Annotated in this window: 15 protein-coding genes; 10 read left to right on the top strand and 5 right to left on the bottom strand. The window is 43.6% G+C overall.

Translation table 11 applies throughout. The features are described 5' to 3' along the window. Positions 1 to 28: 28 nt before the first annotated feature. Positions 29 to 1834 (bottom strand): acyl-CoA dehydrogenase, encoded by a 1806-nt coding sequence (locus A7325_RS13165; RefSeq protein ID WP_068408870.1) that lies wholly within the window; start codon positions 1832 to 1834, stop codon positions 29 to 31. A 201-nt stretch (positions 1835 to 2035) separates the two neighbouring features. On the opposite strand from A7325_RS13165, the gene A7325_RS13160 reads away from it, so the two are divergent. Further along, on the top strand, positions 2036 to 3058 hold the full coding sequence (locus A7325_RS13160; RefSeq protein WP_068408867.1) for a GlxA family transcriptional regulator: 1023 nt from the start codon (positions 2036 to 2038) through the stop codon (positions 3056 to 3058). Positions 3059 to 3273: 215 nt separating this feature from the next. Here A7325_RS13160 and A7325_RS13155 read toward each other — a convergent pair whose 3' ends face one another. Beyond that, positions 3274 to 4497 (bottom strand): LD-carboxypeptidase, encoded by a 1224-nt coding sequence (locus A7325_RS13155; RefSeq protein ID WP_068408866.1) that lies wholly within the window; start codon positions 4495 to 4497, stop codon positions 3274 to 3276. A 385-nt stretch (positions 4498 to 4882) separates the two neighbouring features. Here A7325_RS13155 and A7325_RS13150 point away from each other — a divergent pair, with 385 nt between their 5' ends. Next, positions 4883 to 5335 (top strand): YkvA family protein, encoded by a 453-nt coding sequence (locus A7325_RS13150; protein WP_068408864.1) that lies wholly within the window; start codon positions 4883 to 4885, stop codon positions 5333 to 5335. A gap of 118 nt (positions 5336 to 5453) precedes the next feature. Here the strand turns inward: A7325_RS13150 and A7325_RS13145 are convergent, their stop codons facing one another. Then, positions 5454 to 5759, bottom strand: coding sequence for a hypothetical protein (locus A7325_RS13145; protein ID WP_068408862.1), 306 nt, complete (start codon positions 5757 to 5759; stop codon positions 5454 to 5456). A gap of 132 nt (positions 5760 to 5891) precedes the next feature. Next, positions 5892 to 6449 carry a hypothetical protein gene (locus A7325_RS13140; protein ID WP_068408931.1) on the bottom strand — a complete coding sequence of 186 codons (558 nt, stop codon included), beginning with the start codon at positions 6447 to 6449 and terminating at the stop codon, positions 5892 to 5894. Positions 6450 to 6735: 286 nt separating this feature from the next. On the opposite strand from A7325_RS13140, the gene dnaQ reads away from it, so the two are divergent. The 8 genes from dnaQ (at position 6736) to A7325_RS13100 (ending at position 15847) form a co-directional block, all read left to right on the top strand. Further along, positions 6736 to 8343 (top strand): DNA polymerase III subunit epsilon, encoded by a 1608-nt coding sequence (dnaQ, locus tag A7325_RS13135; protein WP_068408860.1) that lies wholly within the window; start codon positions 6736 to 6738, stop codon positions 8341 to 8343. 180 nt (positions 8344 to 8523) lie between these two features. Next, entirely contained in the window at positions 8524 to 10206 is a 1683-nt protein-coding gene (locus A7325_RS13130) for a hypothetical protein (RefSeq protein ID WP_068408858.1), read from the top strand. Positions 10207 to 10331: 125 nt separating this feature from the next. Next, a complete protein-coding gene (gene nudC / locus A7325_RS13125; RefSeq protein ID WP_068408856.1) occupies positions 10332 to 11366 on the top strand; it encodes an NAD(+) diphosphatase in 1035 nt (344 codons plus the stop codon). A 121-nt stretch (positions 11367 to 11487) separates the two neighbouring features. Continuing rightward, entirely contained in the window at positions 11488 to 12339 is an 852-nt protein-coding gene (locus A7325_RS13120) for an RnfABCDGE type electron transport complex subunit B (protein WP_068408854.1), read from the top strand. A gap of 65 nt (positions 12340 to 12404) precedes the next feature. After that, positions 12405 to 13100 (top strand): endonuclease III, encoded by a 696-nt coding sequence (gene nth, locus A7325_RS13115; protein WP_068408852.1) that lies wholly within the window; start codon positions 12405 to 12407, stop codon positions 13098 to 13100. Positions 13101 to 13608: 508 nt separating this feature from the next. Then, positions 13609 to 14775, top strand: coding sequence for a methionine adenosyltransferase (metK, locus tag A7325_RS13110; protein WP_068408850.1), 1167 nt, complete (start codon positions 13609 to 13611; stop codon positions 14773 to 14775). A gap of 228 nt (positions 14776 to 15003) precedes the next feature. Next, the gene (locus tag A7325_RS13105; protein WP_156508564.1) at positions 15004 to 15300 is read left to right on the top strand and encodes a DUF3144 domain-containing protein; all 297 of its coding nucleotides are present in this window, start codon (positions 15004 to 15006) and stop codon (positions 15298 to 15300) included. Positions 15301 to 15517: 217 nt separating this feature from the next. Continuing rightward, on the top strand, positions 15518 to 15847 hold the full coding sequence (locus tag A7325_RS13100; protein WP_068408847.1) for a hypothetical protein: 330 nt from the start codon (positions 15518 to 15520) through the stop codon (positions 15845 to 15847). Positions 15848 to 16047: 200 nt separating this feature from the next. Here the strand turns inward: A7325_RS13100 and A7325_RS13095 are convergent, their stop codons facing one another. Further along, a complete protein-coding gene (locus A7325_RS13095) occupies positions 16048 to 17703 on the bottom strand; it encodes a BCCT family transporter (protein ID WP_068408845.1) in 1656 nt (551 codons plus the stop codon). Between the last annotated feature and the right edge of the window lie 366 nt (positions 17704 to 18069).

Genomic DNA, 18069 nt, shown 5'->3' with positions numbered 1-18069 from the left:
ATTCATACCAAACACGATGCAAAATTAATTAAAACCATTCTGCTTGCATATCCGTGCATACTGCATTGTCATTATTTAACAGCTCAATATCGCGATTGATTAACGGCAATTCCCAGTCGATAAAGTATTTTGCCGCTTGGATTTTGCCATGATAGAAGTTTTGCTTATCAACGTCGGCCGTATCATTTAATAATTGCTCCGCTTTACTCGCTTGGCGAATCCAAATCCAACTCACTACGATGGAGGCAAAGATATTCATCAAGGCCTGCGCATTACCCGTCAGCGTCATGGCTTTTTCAGTTTGTAGAATTTTGCTTAAATGCACGAGCACTTCATGTAAATGACCCATATAAGGCATCAATTTACCGGCAAGTTTGGCGGTTTCTGACGTAGTAATATTCTCTAGGTCTTGGGTAATTTCACGCTTTAATATTTGAATACCGAGTCCGCCTTTTTGCCATAACTTACGGAATGATAAATCTAGTGCCTGTACGCCATTTGTGCCTTCATGAATGGGATTGAGACGGTTATCACGCCAAAACTGCTCGGCTTGATATTCACGTGTATATCCTGCGCCGCCCAATACTTGAATGCCTAAATCATTGGCTTTGGGGCCGTATTCAGATGGCCATGCTTTGAGTACTGGCGTAAGCAGATCTAATAACTCTGTCAGTTCATTTTTTAACGTGGCATCTTCACAGGTATTGATACGGTCAATTAAATTTGAGCCATAAAGACACAGCGAAATACCGCCCTCGCTATAAGCCTTTTGCGCAAGCAGCATCCGCTTGACATCACCATGCTGAATGATTGCCGTTGCCGCATCTTCAGGCTTATTATTCGGTGCGATTCTGCCCTGCGTTCTGTCTTTGGCATAATCGAGCGAATATTGATAACCGCGATAGCCAATCATCGCTGCACCAAAACCAACCGCAATACGCGCTTCGTTCATCATTTTAAACATATAGCGCAGGCCAAAATGCTCTTCACCGATAAGATAGCCGTGACATTCACCTGCATCACCAAAGCTTAGTGCCGTAGACGTAGCACCGCGATAGCCAAGCTTATGAATAAGACCTGTTAAATGCACGTCATTACGCTCGCCAACTGATAAGTCATCATTGAGTCGATACTTAGGCACGGCAAATAGCGAAATACCTTTAACGCCAGCAGGACCGCCGGGCACTTTAGCTAGTACCAAATGCACAATATTGTCAGACAATTCATGATCGCCTGCTGAGATATAAATCTTGCTGCCTTTGATACGGTATGATCCGTCTTCTTGTTTCACGGCGGTGGTTTTGATATCGGCAAGTGACGAGCCTGCATGTGGCTCAGTCAATGCCATGGTGCCAGTGAATTCACCGGTTAGCATACGCGGCATAAAGGCATTTTTAATCTCATCACTGGCGAAATGAGAAATGACATTAATCGCCGCCGTGGTCAAAAACGGATAAGCGGTGGTTGATGGGTTGGCCGCCATAAAATAGCCTGCTACCGCCGTCATCACGGTTTCAGGTAATTGCATGCCGCCATCGTCAAAGCTATAACGACCCGCGATAAAGCCCGACTCGCGAAAGGCGTCAAAAGCAACCTTTACGTCGTCTATCATGCTGACTTTTTTGCCATCAAACTGCGGCTCGTTTTTATCGGCCACATGGTTGTGCGGTAAAAATAGCTGAGTGGCAATTTTATTAGCGGTATCTAATACCGCATCAAAAGTTTCGCGGCTATGTTCGGCAAACTTTGCATGCTCGGTTAAATGCTCAACCCCCAATACATCGTAGAGTTGGAACGGTAATTCAAAGTCATTGATAAGCGTATCTGCTGCCATAGTCATTTCCCTATTATGATAATGATAAATAAGCGGTGATGAATAAGTGATGCATTGATATTAATCTAATTTATCGCCTTACCGTATTGTCATTTATGACATAATTATGGTCAAATAAGACAAAGCTGATAGGCTAATTTGGGAAAAACTGCTAATAAACTGACATTTCAAATACGTCTTTTCATAGGAAAATAAGCGCTTATGCCCTACTTTAAACCCTTTAAGGTCATTATTATCGGCTTCGATGGCGTGCTCGGCAGCGCCTTGACAGGCGCATTAGATTTATTTTCGTTTACCGGAGTGAGTTGGCAGCGGTTTTTGGATGAAGAAGTAGAACCAAGGTTTAATGTTCAGATTGCCAGTCTTGGCGGCGTTGATATCAGATGTAGCAACCGCTTAATCATGCAAGCGCATGGCGATATTCAGGAAGTCACAGAGTGCGACTTACTATTAATTCCAACGATTGGCGATTCCATCGATAAAGTATTGAGTCAAAATAGCGATTTAATTCCGCACATCAAGCGACTGGCAAATACTAAAGCCGATATCGCTAGTAACTGTAGCGGCGCGTTCTTTTTAGCAAAAGCAGGCTTGCTCGATGGCAAAATAGCGACAACCCATTGGGGCTATGCCAGTAAGTTTAAGGCAGACTTTCCATTGGTTGATTTACAAGAAAACCAGTTTGTCACTCACTCAAAGAACCAATCAAAAGAACAATCTGGCAATATATTTTGTGCGGCGGGTGGTAGTGCATTTTACGACTTGGGGTTGTTATTAATCGAGCGTTATTGCGGGCGTGAAATTTCTACCCAAGTGGCTAAAACTCAGATTATCGATAGCAAACGCGGCAATCAAAACAGCTATACCAATGTGACATTGCATAAGCCGCACTCGGATCAGTTGGTTCAACAAGTGCAAGAATTTATCGAGGAAAATTTTAGGCAAGCGATGCAGGTAAGCCATTTAGCAGCCATGGTAAATATCACCCCGCGTACACTAAACAGACGCTTTCAGTCCTGCGTTGCGATGCGTCCGATTGAATATATTCAAGCAGTGCGTATTGAGCAGGCAAAGCGTTTGTTAGAATTGGGCGATGTAACGATTAAGTCGCTCGCCGAGCAGGTTGGTTACGATGATATCTCATCATTTACTAGGCTGTTTAAACGCGCCACTGAGTTAACCCCGAAAGAATATCAGGATAAATTTTCACGCTTGGCGATTTAACTTTATAGTAGATTTGTTAGAAGTAATACGTTGCTGCAACAAATTTATCACAGCAACAATTTTATATAATTAATTCGTTATAAAAACGATACGATGAAACGTTTTTTTCGTAGCCTCTGTCGGCGTAGGCACAGCACGCAAGAAAAACAACGTTTCATTGAGCGACTTGATGGCTACGTATCTGATTTATTTGGATTCGACTATAGACCTAATTTTTATTGCCATAACCCTTCGACATAAATGGCATCGGCTTTAATCGTTGGATAGTCGCTAAACATCAATTGATAGCCACCGACGGTATTTGGACTAATCTGACACTTCGTGCCCAGTGGAAAGCTGTGTTTTCTGCCAATATGACCAAAGCGCATACCGCTATAAATCGGCAACCCTGTCAGCTGATGCAATTGACGAATGACGGTGGCGACATCATAGCGCTTATCATAACTGTCCTCACCGCTACCCGATAACGCCCCAAACACGATGGCTTGCTGACCTTTAAACACCCCTGCTAAATACAAATCGTACAGCATGCGCTCAATACGATAGGCTTGCTCGCCGACGTCTTCTAAAAATACGATACCGCCAGCAATACGTGGCAAATAGTCACTACCTGCCAGCGCCGATACCACGCTTAGATTGCCACCCCACATAGTGCCGGTTAGAGTTTTTGGCTCAGAGTTCGTCAGAATACTTGGTAAATTAGGGCTGGTTAATGACGCATCGTCTATATTAATCGTCAAATTAGGATTGGTTAATGCTGCTACAAACTGTCGGCAGCTAACCTCATCAGGTTTAATTTTGCCAAACTCGCTATAGAGCATCGGTGCCGCAAGCGAGCTCATGCCACCTTTTGCCAGCAGCGCACACTGAATCGCCGTCACATCGCTAAAACCCGCCAGTATCGTTCCATGCTCCTTCATAATGCGCCCAAGCGTCGACCAGTCAACCATCGGTAATATCCGCACAGCGCCATAGCCACCGCGTACACCCAGTAGTAGCTTTGGCGCTTTAATCGCACCGGTCGCGATGTTTTGCAAATCACTGGCGCGCTGCGAATCCGTACCTGCAAAGCGCAAATACTGCCGTTTGGTAATCGCCGGATTGTCCACTTTAAACCCTGCACAAGCCAGGCGCTCTAACGCCAATTCATTACGCTCGTCACTACCACCGACGTTAGAGCTGGCAAAAAGCCGCGTTTCAATCGTTGGGACGATACATCTTGCTTGCGCTGGTTGTGTCTCACCTTTGAAAGACAAATGCTCATCTGAAAACGCTGTTGGTAAATCATCCTTGGTAAGCTGCGTGCCGGCATCTTGTTGGATAGCGTTTGCAGCCAGCGCCCTAGTGATATTTTGGGTCGCCAATAACCCTACTCCAGCCCCAATACCAACGTGATGTAAAAACTGGCGACGATTTAGCTCAGATGAAATCTTAGTCATTATGCTACCTTTTTTACTGTTAAATCGCTGCTTATCCTAGCAACCATTACTGAAACAAAGCGCGTATTATAACGCAGGTTCAGACAGTAACATGAATTGGAAGAATCGACCTCAGCGCCATATTTATTTTGATATAGTCAAAATACCCTAAAAACGCTACGGTATTGCTGATATCAATTTTTCTTGCGTACTGTGCCTGCGCAGACAGAGGCTACGAAAAATTGATATCAGCAGTGCGTGATGTATCGATATTACTTTTCACTCACTATAGACAACAAAACGATACAGAGTTACTTACCGTCTTATTTGGCTACAGACCCGACTCTTGCTATAGTAAAAACGCGTTGAACAACAAACAATAATGATAGATAAAAGGATTACAAAGATGGCTGACCAAGAAAGCGCAAAAGAAAAAGACAATAAAAGTCTGATGGATAGTATTAAAATCATCTTGGGTAAAGAAGATAAGCTCAATGACCAGCTTGAAAAAGAAAAAGGTCTTGAGAGTTATGCTAAGGATTTGCTGTTGCTGATGAGCTTAGTCAAAGACTACTATAAAGGCAACTATCGCAATATCCCTTATAAAACTATTTCAGCAGCCGTGGTTGGTCTGCTTTACGTGATCAACCCTATCGATATCATTCCTGATTTCATCCCCTTTATCGGTCATATCGATGACGTCTTGGTGCTCAGATTTTGTCTAAAACTTGTAGAAAAAGATTTGGCGAAATACAAAAGCTGGAAAAATGAGCAAACAGCGTCGAAAGACACAACTTCAAAGCCTAGCGATAAAAAATTAGAGGATAAAAGTAAAAGCTTAAAGAAAACAGATAAATAACCTGATAAGCAATCCCATAAAAAACACGGTCAATGAGGCATGCAATGACCGTGTTTTTTATAGGCCTAAAATAGAAACCTTTTAAATGTATTTAAGCACTCAGCCTTTTAATTTTTTATTAATCAGGCACATCATAGCTTGGCTTTTCTGGGTTTAGACCAAACGAATAAACAAAGGTGCCTATAAGGCTATTAATGATAATAAATGGCAAATCAATAGCCACATGGCCGAGTAGATAGCGCCCGATGAGCCACGAGACAATCAACATAATTATAAAAAATGCGCCGAGATATCTTAAGATAGTGGGATGTTTGAGATGATAAGGCTGCTCAGGTTTTGGCTGTTTATCGAGAATATAGGTTCTTACTGCCCAACCGGCCGCATAACAAAATCCGCCTAACACCACATAACTAAAAAAATTCATATTGCCCGACTCTAATTAGAGGGTTATTTATCATAAATACTGATTTATAAGGACTTTTTAAATACTGTCATTTCAAGCTTTGTCGTTTAAAGTATTGTCATTTCGAACAATGCCACTTTAAACATTGTCATTTCAAATACCGTCATTGACGTTATCAATAACAATATTGGCGTGAGGATTGGCCAAAATATCGGTATTAACCTCATCACATTCGACGCGATAAATAGTGTTGGCACCGCGATAAATATAAGACAAGTACTCACTATCTAGTAGCGGATCGATATTGGCATAAACAGGCTTCACATGCGCCAACACCAGCACTCTATCTGGACGACCAATCACCGCGTCGACATTGTCAGGGTCGATAGAAAAATACGTCGGGATATCACTTTTTGCAAGCACCTCTAACGGTTCAGCGTCATCCCAAACGCGCTTAGCGCTGGCCGGCTCTTTCATTTGCATGACCCAACCGCCGCCCTGTTGGCTGACTTTTATTTGCGCTGGCTCATCATGGCTGACCGTATAGCAGCCTGCAAATATGGATAAATCCGCTGGCGCCTCAGCTTTTTTGGCATCAGCTGGCGTATTACTGTCATTACAGGCACTCAAAAACAGGGCGCTACTTGCGACCAGAGCAACCATTAGAGGCGTTAATTTTTTATTCAAAACACTCGAACTTACGGACATCATCGATTTATCCTGCATTGGTACATAAAAGCTTATATTGTGCATATTGCGCTAAGGTATGTCCGCACAATCACTGCTATTTTAACAGAAAACGGCAGCGTTACCGCTATGATATGTGCTTTTGCCCTTTTATGCTTTTTATTCCTAGCAGTATCTGATAGATAAGCGAGATTAGATAAGCAAGATTTGCTATACTCAACCCTAAAATAGACGGTGCTAGCTTGCGTAAAGATAACGCTAGAAACCCTCTTTTCTCGATGTTTATCATCTATTAGGTCCATACTTTTTTATGTCAGAAAACTCTATTTCAGCGCGTTCATTTAATACGAGCAATCCGCTCGCTGCCAAAGCAAATATGACGGTTGCTTATACCGACGGCGCTTGTAAAGGCAATCCGGGTGCTGGTGGTTGGGGCGCGCACCTAATTTTTAGCGATGGGCAGACGCAGGATTTGTATGGCGGTGAAAAAGTAACCACCAATAATCGCATGGAGCTGATGGGTGCGATACAAGCATTGACCCATAGTCCGCGTGCGCAAACCCTTGAGATTTGGACAGACTCAAGCTATGTCAAAAAAGGCATCACCGAATGGATTGAAGGCTGGAAAAAACGCGGCTGGAAAACGGCCAGCAAAAAACCGGTGGCCAATCAAGACCTTTGGCAGCAATTAGACGCGCTTTGCCAGCAGCGCGATGTTGCTTGGCACTGGGTGAAAGGTCACGCTGGACACGCGGGTAATGAAAAAGCGGACGAGCTAGCAAACTTGGGCGTGACGTCTAGCAGTGAAGATTTGAAAACGGCTAGCTTGCAAGATTCTGCTAAAAAAAAAGACCGACTGATGGCTCATAAAAAACAGAGTCTGAGCGATGATTGGTTAAAGTTTGATCCATTAGGCTTTGACATGATGGATAATGAGCTTGATGAGTCGCTATTAGATGGTCAAAATCTTACTGACGATATGGTAAATACCATATCAAATACAATGGCAAACACAGATATGTTAGTAGAAGAAAATCACAGTCCGTATAATGCTAGCGAACCCATGAGACATACCGATATGCCAGATCTAAATACCAATATGGATACTGAAGTAGAAACTAAAACGGAAGCTCGCATAGAAGACACGGACATACCGACATTCGATGGTGACACCAGTCGTGCCAATCCGTATTTTATACCGCTACTACCCAAGCCTATCCATCGCCATGAATCTGACCGCCAACTTATTATGGATACCGAGACCACAGGTCTTGACCCCATGAAGGGCGACCGCATTATCGAAGTCGGTATCGTAGAGTTAGTCGGGCGTAAATTTACTGGGGAGAAACTGCACGTCTACATCAATCCGCAGCGCGGAATGGATGAGGAAGTGATTCGCATTCACGGTATCTCTGAGGCGTTTTTGACTGACAAGCCGACCTTTGATCAAGTGGCTCAGGCGCTGTATGACTTTATGGATGGTGCCGAAATCATCGCTCATAACGCCACCTTTGATATGAACTTCTTAAATATGGAGTTTGCCAAAGTTGGCATGCACGACTTTGCCGAGCGCGTACGGGTGACTGACTCGCTGATGATGGCAAAACAGCAATATCCTGGGCAAAAAAATACCCTCGACGCGCTTGTTCGCCGCCTAGATGTCGGTAAGCAAGACCGTACTTTCCACGGCGCGTTACTTGACTCGGAGATTTTGGCGGAAGTTTATCTGGCGATGACCGGTGGGCAAGTCACGCTGGCGATTGAAGAGGACACTCAAGCCGATGGCGGACATACTGCCCATGCAAACTTTGCCGATTTAGCGGCTTTATTGCTCGAGTCAAGCAGTAATGAGAGTGCCAATCAAGGCTGGTATGCGTCGCTTGCGGACGATTATCCTGCGCTTAAAGATAAAATGTAACCCGTGAAGCATAAGTCATTAAAACGGTTTTTTATATGGACATAACGCCTTATACTGACCGTTAAGTAAGTAAATCTTGATTGTTATGCCCATAAGCGTTAAAACCTTATTTATAGACATTTTCAAATGCTCATCTAAACCTTTGCTATTTTCATCAGTACGTCATGGAAAAAAACAACTATGAATCCTTCTACACAAATGAAATTAACCGCCCCGACCTTGAGTGTGACTGATTTTAACCTACCATCGCTGCATTTATTGCACGATGAAATTAAGGTTATTTTAAAAGATACTGAAATTCATTTGGGCGAATTTAATGATGATGATAGCCAAGCACCTTTATTATTAGACTCTATTATTGTCCTAAAACAGCTGTCTTGTATTTTTCAGCTGATATCTTCGGTCGGGGCAGAAGTGCTCAATAACGCCATCGTCAATGGCTTGCAAAAACTTTATGACAGCGGTGACAATAACGATAGCGCGTTGATTATGGATTTGTCAGAAGCCATTATGACGCTTGATCGTTATATTGAATTTATTTTGCTGACCGAATCGGTAGAGCCGACTTTACTCCTGCCGATCATCAATAAACTCAACGCTCATGGACAAGCAACACCGATCGATGCCGATTATTTTGCCGCGTTTGGTCATAGCAGCGTCATTATCGCCAATCCTGAAAATAACTTTCAGCCGCTTAACGAGCTCAATCTTGATAGCGAATTATTAACTTATGCTTATCGTAGTGGACTTGGCGTTGCCTTATTAAATCAAGACGGTAAGGTAAGTGAGGATGAGCAGCAAAAACTCGATGCGATGTCGGCAGCGTGCGCCTTGATAGCAGCAAATACCAACAGCCTGTTTTGGCAAGCAGCCACCGCTGCCGTTACGGATATTGCCAGCATTTTGCCGCTAAGCTTAAGCCAAAAACACACGCTTATCTATTTAGAGCAGCAATTTCAAAGCTATCTGCCGGTTATGGACACGCGCTTTGCGCACTTGGTCAGCTTTGCTTGCCAGCGCGATACCAAAGAGGCACAAATGCTGCGTGAACTATATGCCGCCAATCAATTAGAAGACTCACAGCGCAAACAAATGGCGCGCTTCTTATTTGGACCCAATCGTGCTTTAACCGATACCTTAAACACCATTATTCAAGCGCAAATCAACACCATCAAAGAAAATGTCGATAGCTACGCACGCGGTGATTCTATCAACCCTGTCGATATGCAAACCTCGCAAATCACCGAGCAACTGACTGAGCTGCGTTCAGCTTTTCAATTATTGGGTCTGGCAAATGCTGCAAACAGCCTCAACGCTGCCGCAGAAGCGGTGAAAAAATGGCGCGCGCCTACCCCAGAAGATTTTGACCATTTATTACTCGCTTTGATGCACGCAGAAAACGCCACTATCGCCATGGCAGAGATGCATACCCCAGGGGCAATCTACTTACCTTTGAATAATCCGCATATCTCACTACATCAGCTTAATACGGCTTATGATACGCTGATACAAGAAAGTCGTACGGCGATTGCTAGCGCCGAACAAGCCATTATGGATTATTTGGCTGAGCCTGAGCGCGACGTATTAAATATTCAAAACATCCCGGAAATGCTGCGCCAAGTGTCAGGAGCAGTGCGCTTTTTACAGCTACCAACGCCCGCCAGTATGCTTAGCCAATTGGCAAGTTATTTGCAGCAGCGTATTAATAGTGGTGCACGTCTAGATGATGGTACTTTGGCTTATATTGCCGATGTCATTATGGCCGTTGACCATCATTTAGATGGTTTTGAGCATAATCGCCCTGTCAGCAAACAAGCGTTAGATGTCGGGCAACAGAGCTTAAGCCAACTGCTTGCGGCGTAATTTTGGTGTACTAAATAAGTAGATTAAATAGCCTACTTATTTGAACATTATTTAACTGGTTATGTGAAATAGGCTCGTATCCGTTTGGGTACGAGCCTGTCTTTGATTGTTTGGAAACTGAACCTATGAGCCACGCCTTTATACTTCGTGACGAGACGATTTTATGTCGTCAAACGCCTCATGGCTGGTGGCCTATGCAGGTTGAGTTGCCACAGTCTGATACCGACAACACAGTATCAAACACTCATGGCACTCATAACACGCAGCCAGCTTATCAAGTTGGACGAGTGACACTATTTGAAAGCTTAGCGCCGACCCAGTGGTTAGTTAACGATGATAGCCGTCAAAATAAAGATAGTTTGGTCGAAGTTGATGCTAATGTTTTTACGGCTAAAGCTACCTTAGCGATGACTTATGATTATGCGATAGCACATCATGTTACGTTGCCTAAAATTTTAGAACATACCGAGGTAGAAAGTCACGGTTTAACAGGTAATAATAAAGAAAAAAATACTTTAGATAATGACGAGTGTGCTTTTATTGCTTATCGTCTACTTATTACAGAGCTGCCATTTGCTTTGTCTGACCAACTTAGCCAAGCCATACAGCTGTTACGCTGGCAAGCAGACACGCAGTTTTGTAGCCGCTGTGCTACCCCAGTCGTCCCCGCTGCGTGCGGTGAGCGTGCGATGGTCTGTCCTATTTGTCGCTTACGCCAGTATCCACGCGTGCAGCCGTGTATCATCACTGCTATTACCCGACCCAATCCGCAAACAGGTGCCATGCAAATTTTATTAGCGCACCATCACCGTTATGGGCAACAAAAAACCCCTCAGCAAGCACTGCAATATGGTTTGATTGCCGGTTTCGTAGAAGTCGGTGAAAGTTTGGAACATGCGGTGGTACGCGAAGTGGCAGAAGAGGTGAATATTAGCCTCAAAGATATTCGCTATGTCAGCAGTCAACCTTGGCCGTTTCCGTCTAATTTAATGCTTGGCTTTCGCGCAGCGTATGCGGGTGGAGACATCGTGATACAAGAAGACGAGCTGTCACATGCCGATTTTTTTGACCTGACAAATTTACCAAAAATACCGTTTAAAGGCAGTATTGCTTATGCGCTGATTGCGCAAATTGCTCATGAACAAGGCATCTCGCTCTAATCTATATTTAATTTATAAGGGCAAGATGTCTTTTATTAAATACCAACGCTCTTGATAAATAACGCCATTACCCTATTTTTTCATATTAGCACTTAGTACTAATATAAAGGTTTTACATTAAATGCAAAGCAACATCAGTAACAACAGCAATTTTATCCGTCTTACCAATCTACCTATCTTGTTCGATAGCTTGGACATAGAGCGCTTGCCTGCCGCTACCCAAGCAAAGATTGCGCGTATTGACGCCTGCCTACCGCAAACCCAATGCGGGCTTTGTGACCATGCCGATGGCTGCTTGCCATATGCGGTGGCAATTGTTATCGACAGTGAGCCTTATAATAAATGTGTGCCCGGCGGTCAGCCGGTGACCGATGCGATTGCGCAAATTATCAATCAAGATAGCAGCGATACACAACCACTTAACGCTGAGCCGTCAAAATGGCCGATAGATGCCAGCTCGCAGCGTCCAGTAGAAGTGCGCGCGGTGATTCGAGAAGATGATTGTATCGGCTGTACCAAGTGTATCCCCGCATGCCCTGTTGACGCCATCGTCGGGACTGGCAAACATATGCATACTATTTTTACGGACTTATGCACGGGCTGTGAGCTATGTATTGCGCCCTGCCCAGTTGATTGCATAGACTTAGTCACCGTTGAGCGTACCCTATCGACAGCTGAGCGCACGCTTGAACAAGAGGATTTACGCCAGCGTTACCATACGCATTTAAGACGCGTTAGTAAGCAGCTAGCGGATAGCAGCAATAGCAAGCCGGTGGTCAGCATGGTAGAAGCCAAGCTAAACAATGCCGCTAGTCAATCGTTGAATATCAGCGAAGAACAAGCAAAAAATACCATTGCCGCAGCAAAGCTACGCAGTAAAATCAAGAAGTTAGAAAAGCAGCTGAGCGTACGTCCAAACGAGAGTAAACAACTGGAACTTGAAGAATTACAAGCTAAGCTTGCCCAACTTTAATAGCTCATCTCTAATTTTGAATAACCAATGAATAAAATAATGAATAAAACAGTGCTTACAATACCATGAGTAAAACCGTTAAACATAAAACTGCCGATACCCCGCCATCGAGGCGCATGCCCAATCGTGATGTACGGCCGTTTTTTGAGAAACTGGCTGCGACGATTGATGAGCCAGTAACTGAGCTCAATTATAACAGCAACTTTGAGCTGCTTATCGCCGTCATATTATCGGCGCAGGCGACCGATGTCAGCGTCAATATTGCTACCAATCAGCTTTATCCGGTCGCCAATACGCCTGAGTCCATTTTGGCATTAGGCGAAGAAGGACTGAAAGCGTATATTAAGAATATCGGTTTATATAACGCCAAAGCCAAAAACGTCATCAAAACTTGCCGTGACTTGATTGAGAAGTTTGATAGCACCGTCCCTGATAACCGTAAAGATTTAGAATCTCTAGCAGGCGTTGGGCGCAAGACGGCAAACGTGGTGTTAAATACCGCCTTTGGACAGCCGACGATGGCGGTTGATACCCATATCTTTCGCGTCGGCAATCGTACGGGACTTGCCACGGGTAAAAACGTCTTAATCGTTGAAAAGAAACTGGTCGAACGTATCCCAGACGACTTTATCGTAGATGCGCATCATTATCTGATTTTGCATGGCCGCTATACCTGTCAGGCTCGCACGCCAAAATGCGGCGCGTGTCCTGTTTATGAAGAGTGTATGTTTAAAGACAAAGCCAAGTTTTTAGAGTTATAGTTTAGAGCTAAAAATTGAAGTCACCGTTTAAAACCATCATTTTAACATCATGGTCTATATGACGCTTTTCATATCCACTGAAAATCGCTTATAACAAAACGAACCTACAGATAGCAAGCTACTTAACGGCTATAGGCGCATTGTTGAGGTTTACTTATCGTATAACAAGCGCAGCTCACTAGAGTTTTATTACGTTTCGAGTTAGAATAAGCCTATTTTTAGCCTGATGCGCCAGATTAATCATCTCTTATATCATCAGGCAATAAACCCGTTACAGGTAAATGCTTAGTATTAATTATCATTTATGCTAACGCATGGAAACTGGCTAAGTTGAACCATATTTTTAAAACCTATTTAGTAAATACCTTTTTTACAAACGAATTTAGCAGCACCCATTTATCAAAAATTTAACGCCGAGCAATTGATTTGTTTGGTCAATATTAATTAAAGCAGCGCTCAGACGTTATGCTTTTTCCTATCTTTATTGATTCAATTAAGCGATCCCATTATGCGCGAATACAACTTATTTACCTCAGAATCTGTGAGCGAAGGTCACCCTGATAAAATGGCTGACCAAATATCAGATGCTATTCTTGATGCCATCTTACGTGAAGACCTTCATGCCCGCGTTGCCTGCGAAACCTTGGTTAAAACAGGCGCTGTGATCTTGGCAGGCGAAGTGACCACGACTGCCAATATCGACGTTGAGCGTATCGTCCGTGACACGGTAAATGGCATTGGCTATCATCACTCAGACTTGGGTTTTGATGGTGAGACTTGTGCCGTGATTAATATGCTCGGTAAGCAGTCGCCAGAAATCGCCCAAGGGGTCGATCGTAGCAGTCCTGAAGAACAAGGGGCAGGCGACCAAGGTTTGATGTTTGGTTATGCCAGCAATGAGACTGAAGTATTGATGCCCGCGTCTATCGAATATGCGCACCGCTTGATGGAGCGTCAATCTGAGCTGCGCCGCGCTGGTGAATTGCCTTGGTTACGTCCCGATGCCAAAGCACAAGTGACCCTCAAATACGACGGCAATAAACCGATTGCCATTGATGCCGTGGTGTTATCAACGCAGCACGATCCAAGCATCTCGCAAACCGATTTACAAGAAGCGATCATGGAATCGATTATCAAACAAGTACTGCCAGCAGACTTATTGCATGCTGGTACGCGCTATCATATCAACCCAACTGGCAAATTTGTCATTGGTGGCCCTGTTGGCGATGCTGGTTTGACTGGTCGTAAAATTATCGTCGATACTTACGGCGGTATGGCGCGTCATGGTGGCGGCGCCTTTAGTGGCAAAGATCCTTCAAAAGTCGATCGCAGCGCTGCCTATGCAGTACGTTATGTGGCCAAAAACATCGTCGCTGCCGGCATTGCCGATCGCTGTGAAGTTCAAGTCAGTTATGCTATTGGCGTTGCTGAACCAACGTCGATTTCAATTAATACTTTTGGTACCAATAAAATCAGTAACGATGAAATCATCAGCTTGATTCGTAAGCATTTTGACCTACGTCCTTATGGCATCACGCGTATGCTCAATCTATTGCAGCCGATGTATCAGCAAACCGCAACCTTTGGACATTTCGGTCGTCAAGGTTCTGAAACTGCCTTTACGTGGGAAAAAACGGACAAAGCAGAAATTTTAAAAGCCGATGCAGGTTTATAAGACTGTTTACTTGTTTGCATTTTTTAGATGTATTCGGTCTTTATATTTATCAAGTTTAAAGACCGCCATGATATATTCAAATTTACTTACCATTCTTAGGAGTCGCTTATGTCTCAAGACAATATGCCAGACAATGCTCAAAATGACGCGCTAAACGACGCTTTAAATGACGCTTTAAATAATAGCCAAAATGACGAAATTGATACCGCTCTTGAAATCACTCCTGAAATGCAAGCGTTCTATCAACGTGCCGACGAAATCATTGGCGTCGCCAATAGTCAACTGAGCCCTAACGCTCACTCAGGTCAAGTCGGCGCGTCATTGCTGTATGCAGCAGCGCGTTATAGTGCGTCAGTTGCCTCGATTGGCTTTGTAAAAGGTGATGATTTTGCTAAAGAAAAAGACGATATCGTTGAGTTTTATACCAAACAATATCGCCAAATGTTAAGCGACAACTTGACTGATTACGCACAAAACTTTGATAAATATGTGCAGCTTAATAAAGAGGATAAACCTGCCCAGTAAGTTTATAAAAGCTCAAAGTTTATAAAAGCTCAGTCAAGAAACGTATAAGAATTAATATCAAAAGCCCAAGCCTTCGTAGCTTGGGTTTTTATTGTTCTAATAATATGCTTATTAAATATCAGCGACGAATTAAAAAACGAATAGCACATTTGCTTTTTGTTTAAAACTGGCGTTTAATGCAAAAATAAATGATAAAAACGATATAAGGATATTTATTATGAGCGCGCTCTCTACTTTCAAACTTTCAGCCACCATAAGCTTTACGCTAGCTTTAGCAGGGTGTAACAATATCAGCTCTAACTCAAACCCGTTGCCTGATAGCACGCCCATTCAGCCGCCCGCCTCTAACACCAGTCAACCCCCAAAAGGCCTTTTTGCACAATGCCCAACCTTTGACCCTGCAAAAACCATGTGTACGGCGCAATACGATCCGGTCTGCGTAAAAACGCAAGTCGGCTCAGTGATAAGCTATCGTACGGCAGGCAATGCCTGCTCAGCTTGTAGCACCCCTGAAGCCGTGAGCTATGTCAAAGGTGAATGTTTATAGTGACAGTGTAGCTGTGAAAGTGTGGCTGTGAAAGTGTCGTTGTGGAAATACCTCTGTGAACATGCTGCTGTTAAAATTACCAGTTGAAAACCTATAAATTGTTAAATGCCCATAAAAAATCCCAGCTTAAAAACTGGGATTTTTTATAGCTTTAACTACTGATATTTTTCAGAAAATGAGTTTTTTAGTTATCTGAAAACCTACTCATCAATCTTCTCGATGCTCGGCGGTCCGGTCAATAACTCTTCATCGCGGAACTCATTGGCAGAGTTGTGCTCAGCCGATTCTTCAGTGATAAACCATTGCTGATTACGATAAAGTATCAATCTATCACGGCTCAAACCACGTAGCAATGAATACATCATAATCACGATGACCACGGCAAACGGGAAGCCCGAGACGATAGAAGCAGCTTGCAGGGCACCTAGGCCACCTGCAGCTAACAGCACCGCCGCGATAACCCCTTCTGTACCTGCCCAAAATAAGCGCTGAATTTTCGGTGGATTGGTATCACCGCCTGAAGTCAGCATATCAATGACAAAACTGGCAGAATCTGATGAGGTGACAAACCAAAGCACAATCATTATCACAATTAAACCGTTTAGCGCGGCGGTCAGTGGATAGGACTCCATCAACTTAAAAATAGCACTACCGGTATCTGCGCGCACCGCTTCAACCAGTCCAGGACTTGCGATACTCGGGTCAACCGCTGCCATCAGCTCCATATGGACGGCCGAACCACCAAAAGCGGTGAACCATAAAAACAAAATAGTAATCGGGATTAATAACACCCCTAGAATAAACTCACGAATGGTACGGCCACGCGAAATACGGGCAACGAACACACCAACGAATGGCGACCAGCTAATCCACCACGCCCAGTAAAACACCGTCCATGATGACTGCCAGTTAGCCTCCCCCTCATAAGACTCTGTCCAAAGCCCCAGCGGAATCACTTGATGCAAATAATTACCAATATTCTCAAAAAAACTGTTAAAAATAAACTGAGTAGGACCCAAGATAATCACAAAGCTTAACAGCACAATGGTAAAGAAAATATTGATATCGCTTAAGCGTTTAATGCCTTTATCAAGCCCCATCAATAGCGACAATCCTGCTAGCATGGTGATAATGACAATAAGGATAATCTGCACGGTGATATTATTTGGAATACCAAATAGACTATCAAGCCCTGAGTTAATCTGTAGCACCCCAAGACCTAAGGTAGTGACCACGCCAAACATGGTACCAAATACCGCCAAAATATCGACCGTATGACCCATAGGGCCGTAGATTTTTTTACCAATGAGGGGATATAGGGTCGAGCGAATCGCCAATGGCAGGCCACGGCGATAATGAAAATACGCCAAGGATAACGCCACCATGCCATAAATCGCCCACACATGCAGACCATAATGCAAAAACGAGATATTCATCGCTTGCTTGGCAGCGGCAATAGTTTCAGGTTCGCCCAACGGCGGTGCCATAAAGTGATAGAGCGGCTCAGCCGTTCCCCAATACAGCAAACCAATACCGATACCCGCCGAAAACAGCATGCCAATCCAAGACACCAGATTGTACTCTGGATCCTCGTTTTGGTGACCAAGCCTGATATCACCATAGCGGCTAAATATCAAATAGATACTCATCACCAACGTTAAGTTGACCACCATGATAAAAAACCAACCAAAGCGCATCGATACAAACGCCTTCGCTTGGCCAAACACTTCGCTTGCCAATTCGTTAAAAAAGGCACCGAATATGATAAACGCGAGGATTAAAATCGCTGAGGTTAAAAAAACAGGTCTACTTACCCGCGGGAAAGGGCCCAATCGGCCAACTTTAACATGATCCATTCAGTCGTCTCAATTTTTTAGAACGCCAACCTTAACAAGATATCTACAAACTATCAAATCGCACCAGTCATCCGTTCATGGTAAAAATGAAAAAACCCTAAGACAACGATGCATCTTAGGATTTTAAATGACAATTATTATATTGTATTTTTAAGTAAAACCAACGGCAGCTAACTACATGATTGGTTTAATAAAAATGATTTTAAAGCCGATTTTTTTAGAACCGCTAATAGTAGGTTTGCTTTAAATCAATCAGTGCGACTGGGATGAATTTTGCGTAGCCTCTGTGATAGCGGCAAGCAAGAAAAATTTATACCAGTTGCACGTGCTAACTCGCGTATCTATTGATTTCAAACCGACTATACG

The sequence above is a fragment of the Psychrobacter sp. SHUES1 genome, assembly GCF_001652315.1.
Classification (GTDB): domain Bacteria; phylum Pseudomonadota; class Gammaproteobacteria; order Pseudomonadales; family Moraxellaceae; genus Psychrobacter; species Psychrobacter faecalis.
The sequence above is the reverse complement of the archived record's forward strand: the minus strand, read 5'-3'. Positions and strand labels throughout refer to the sequence as shown.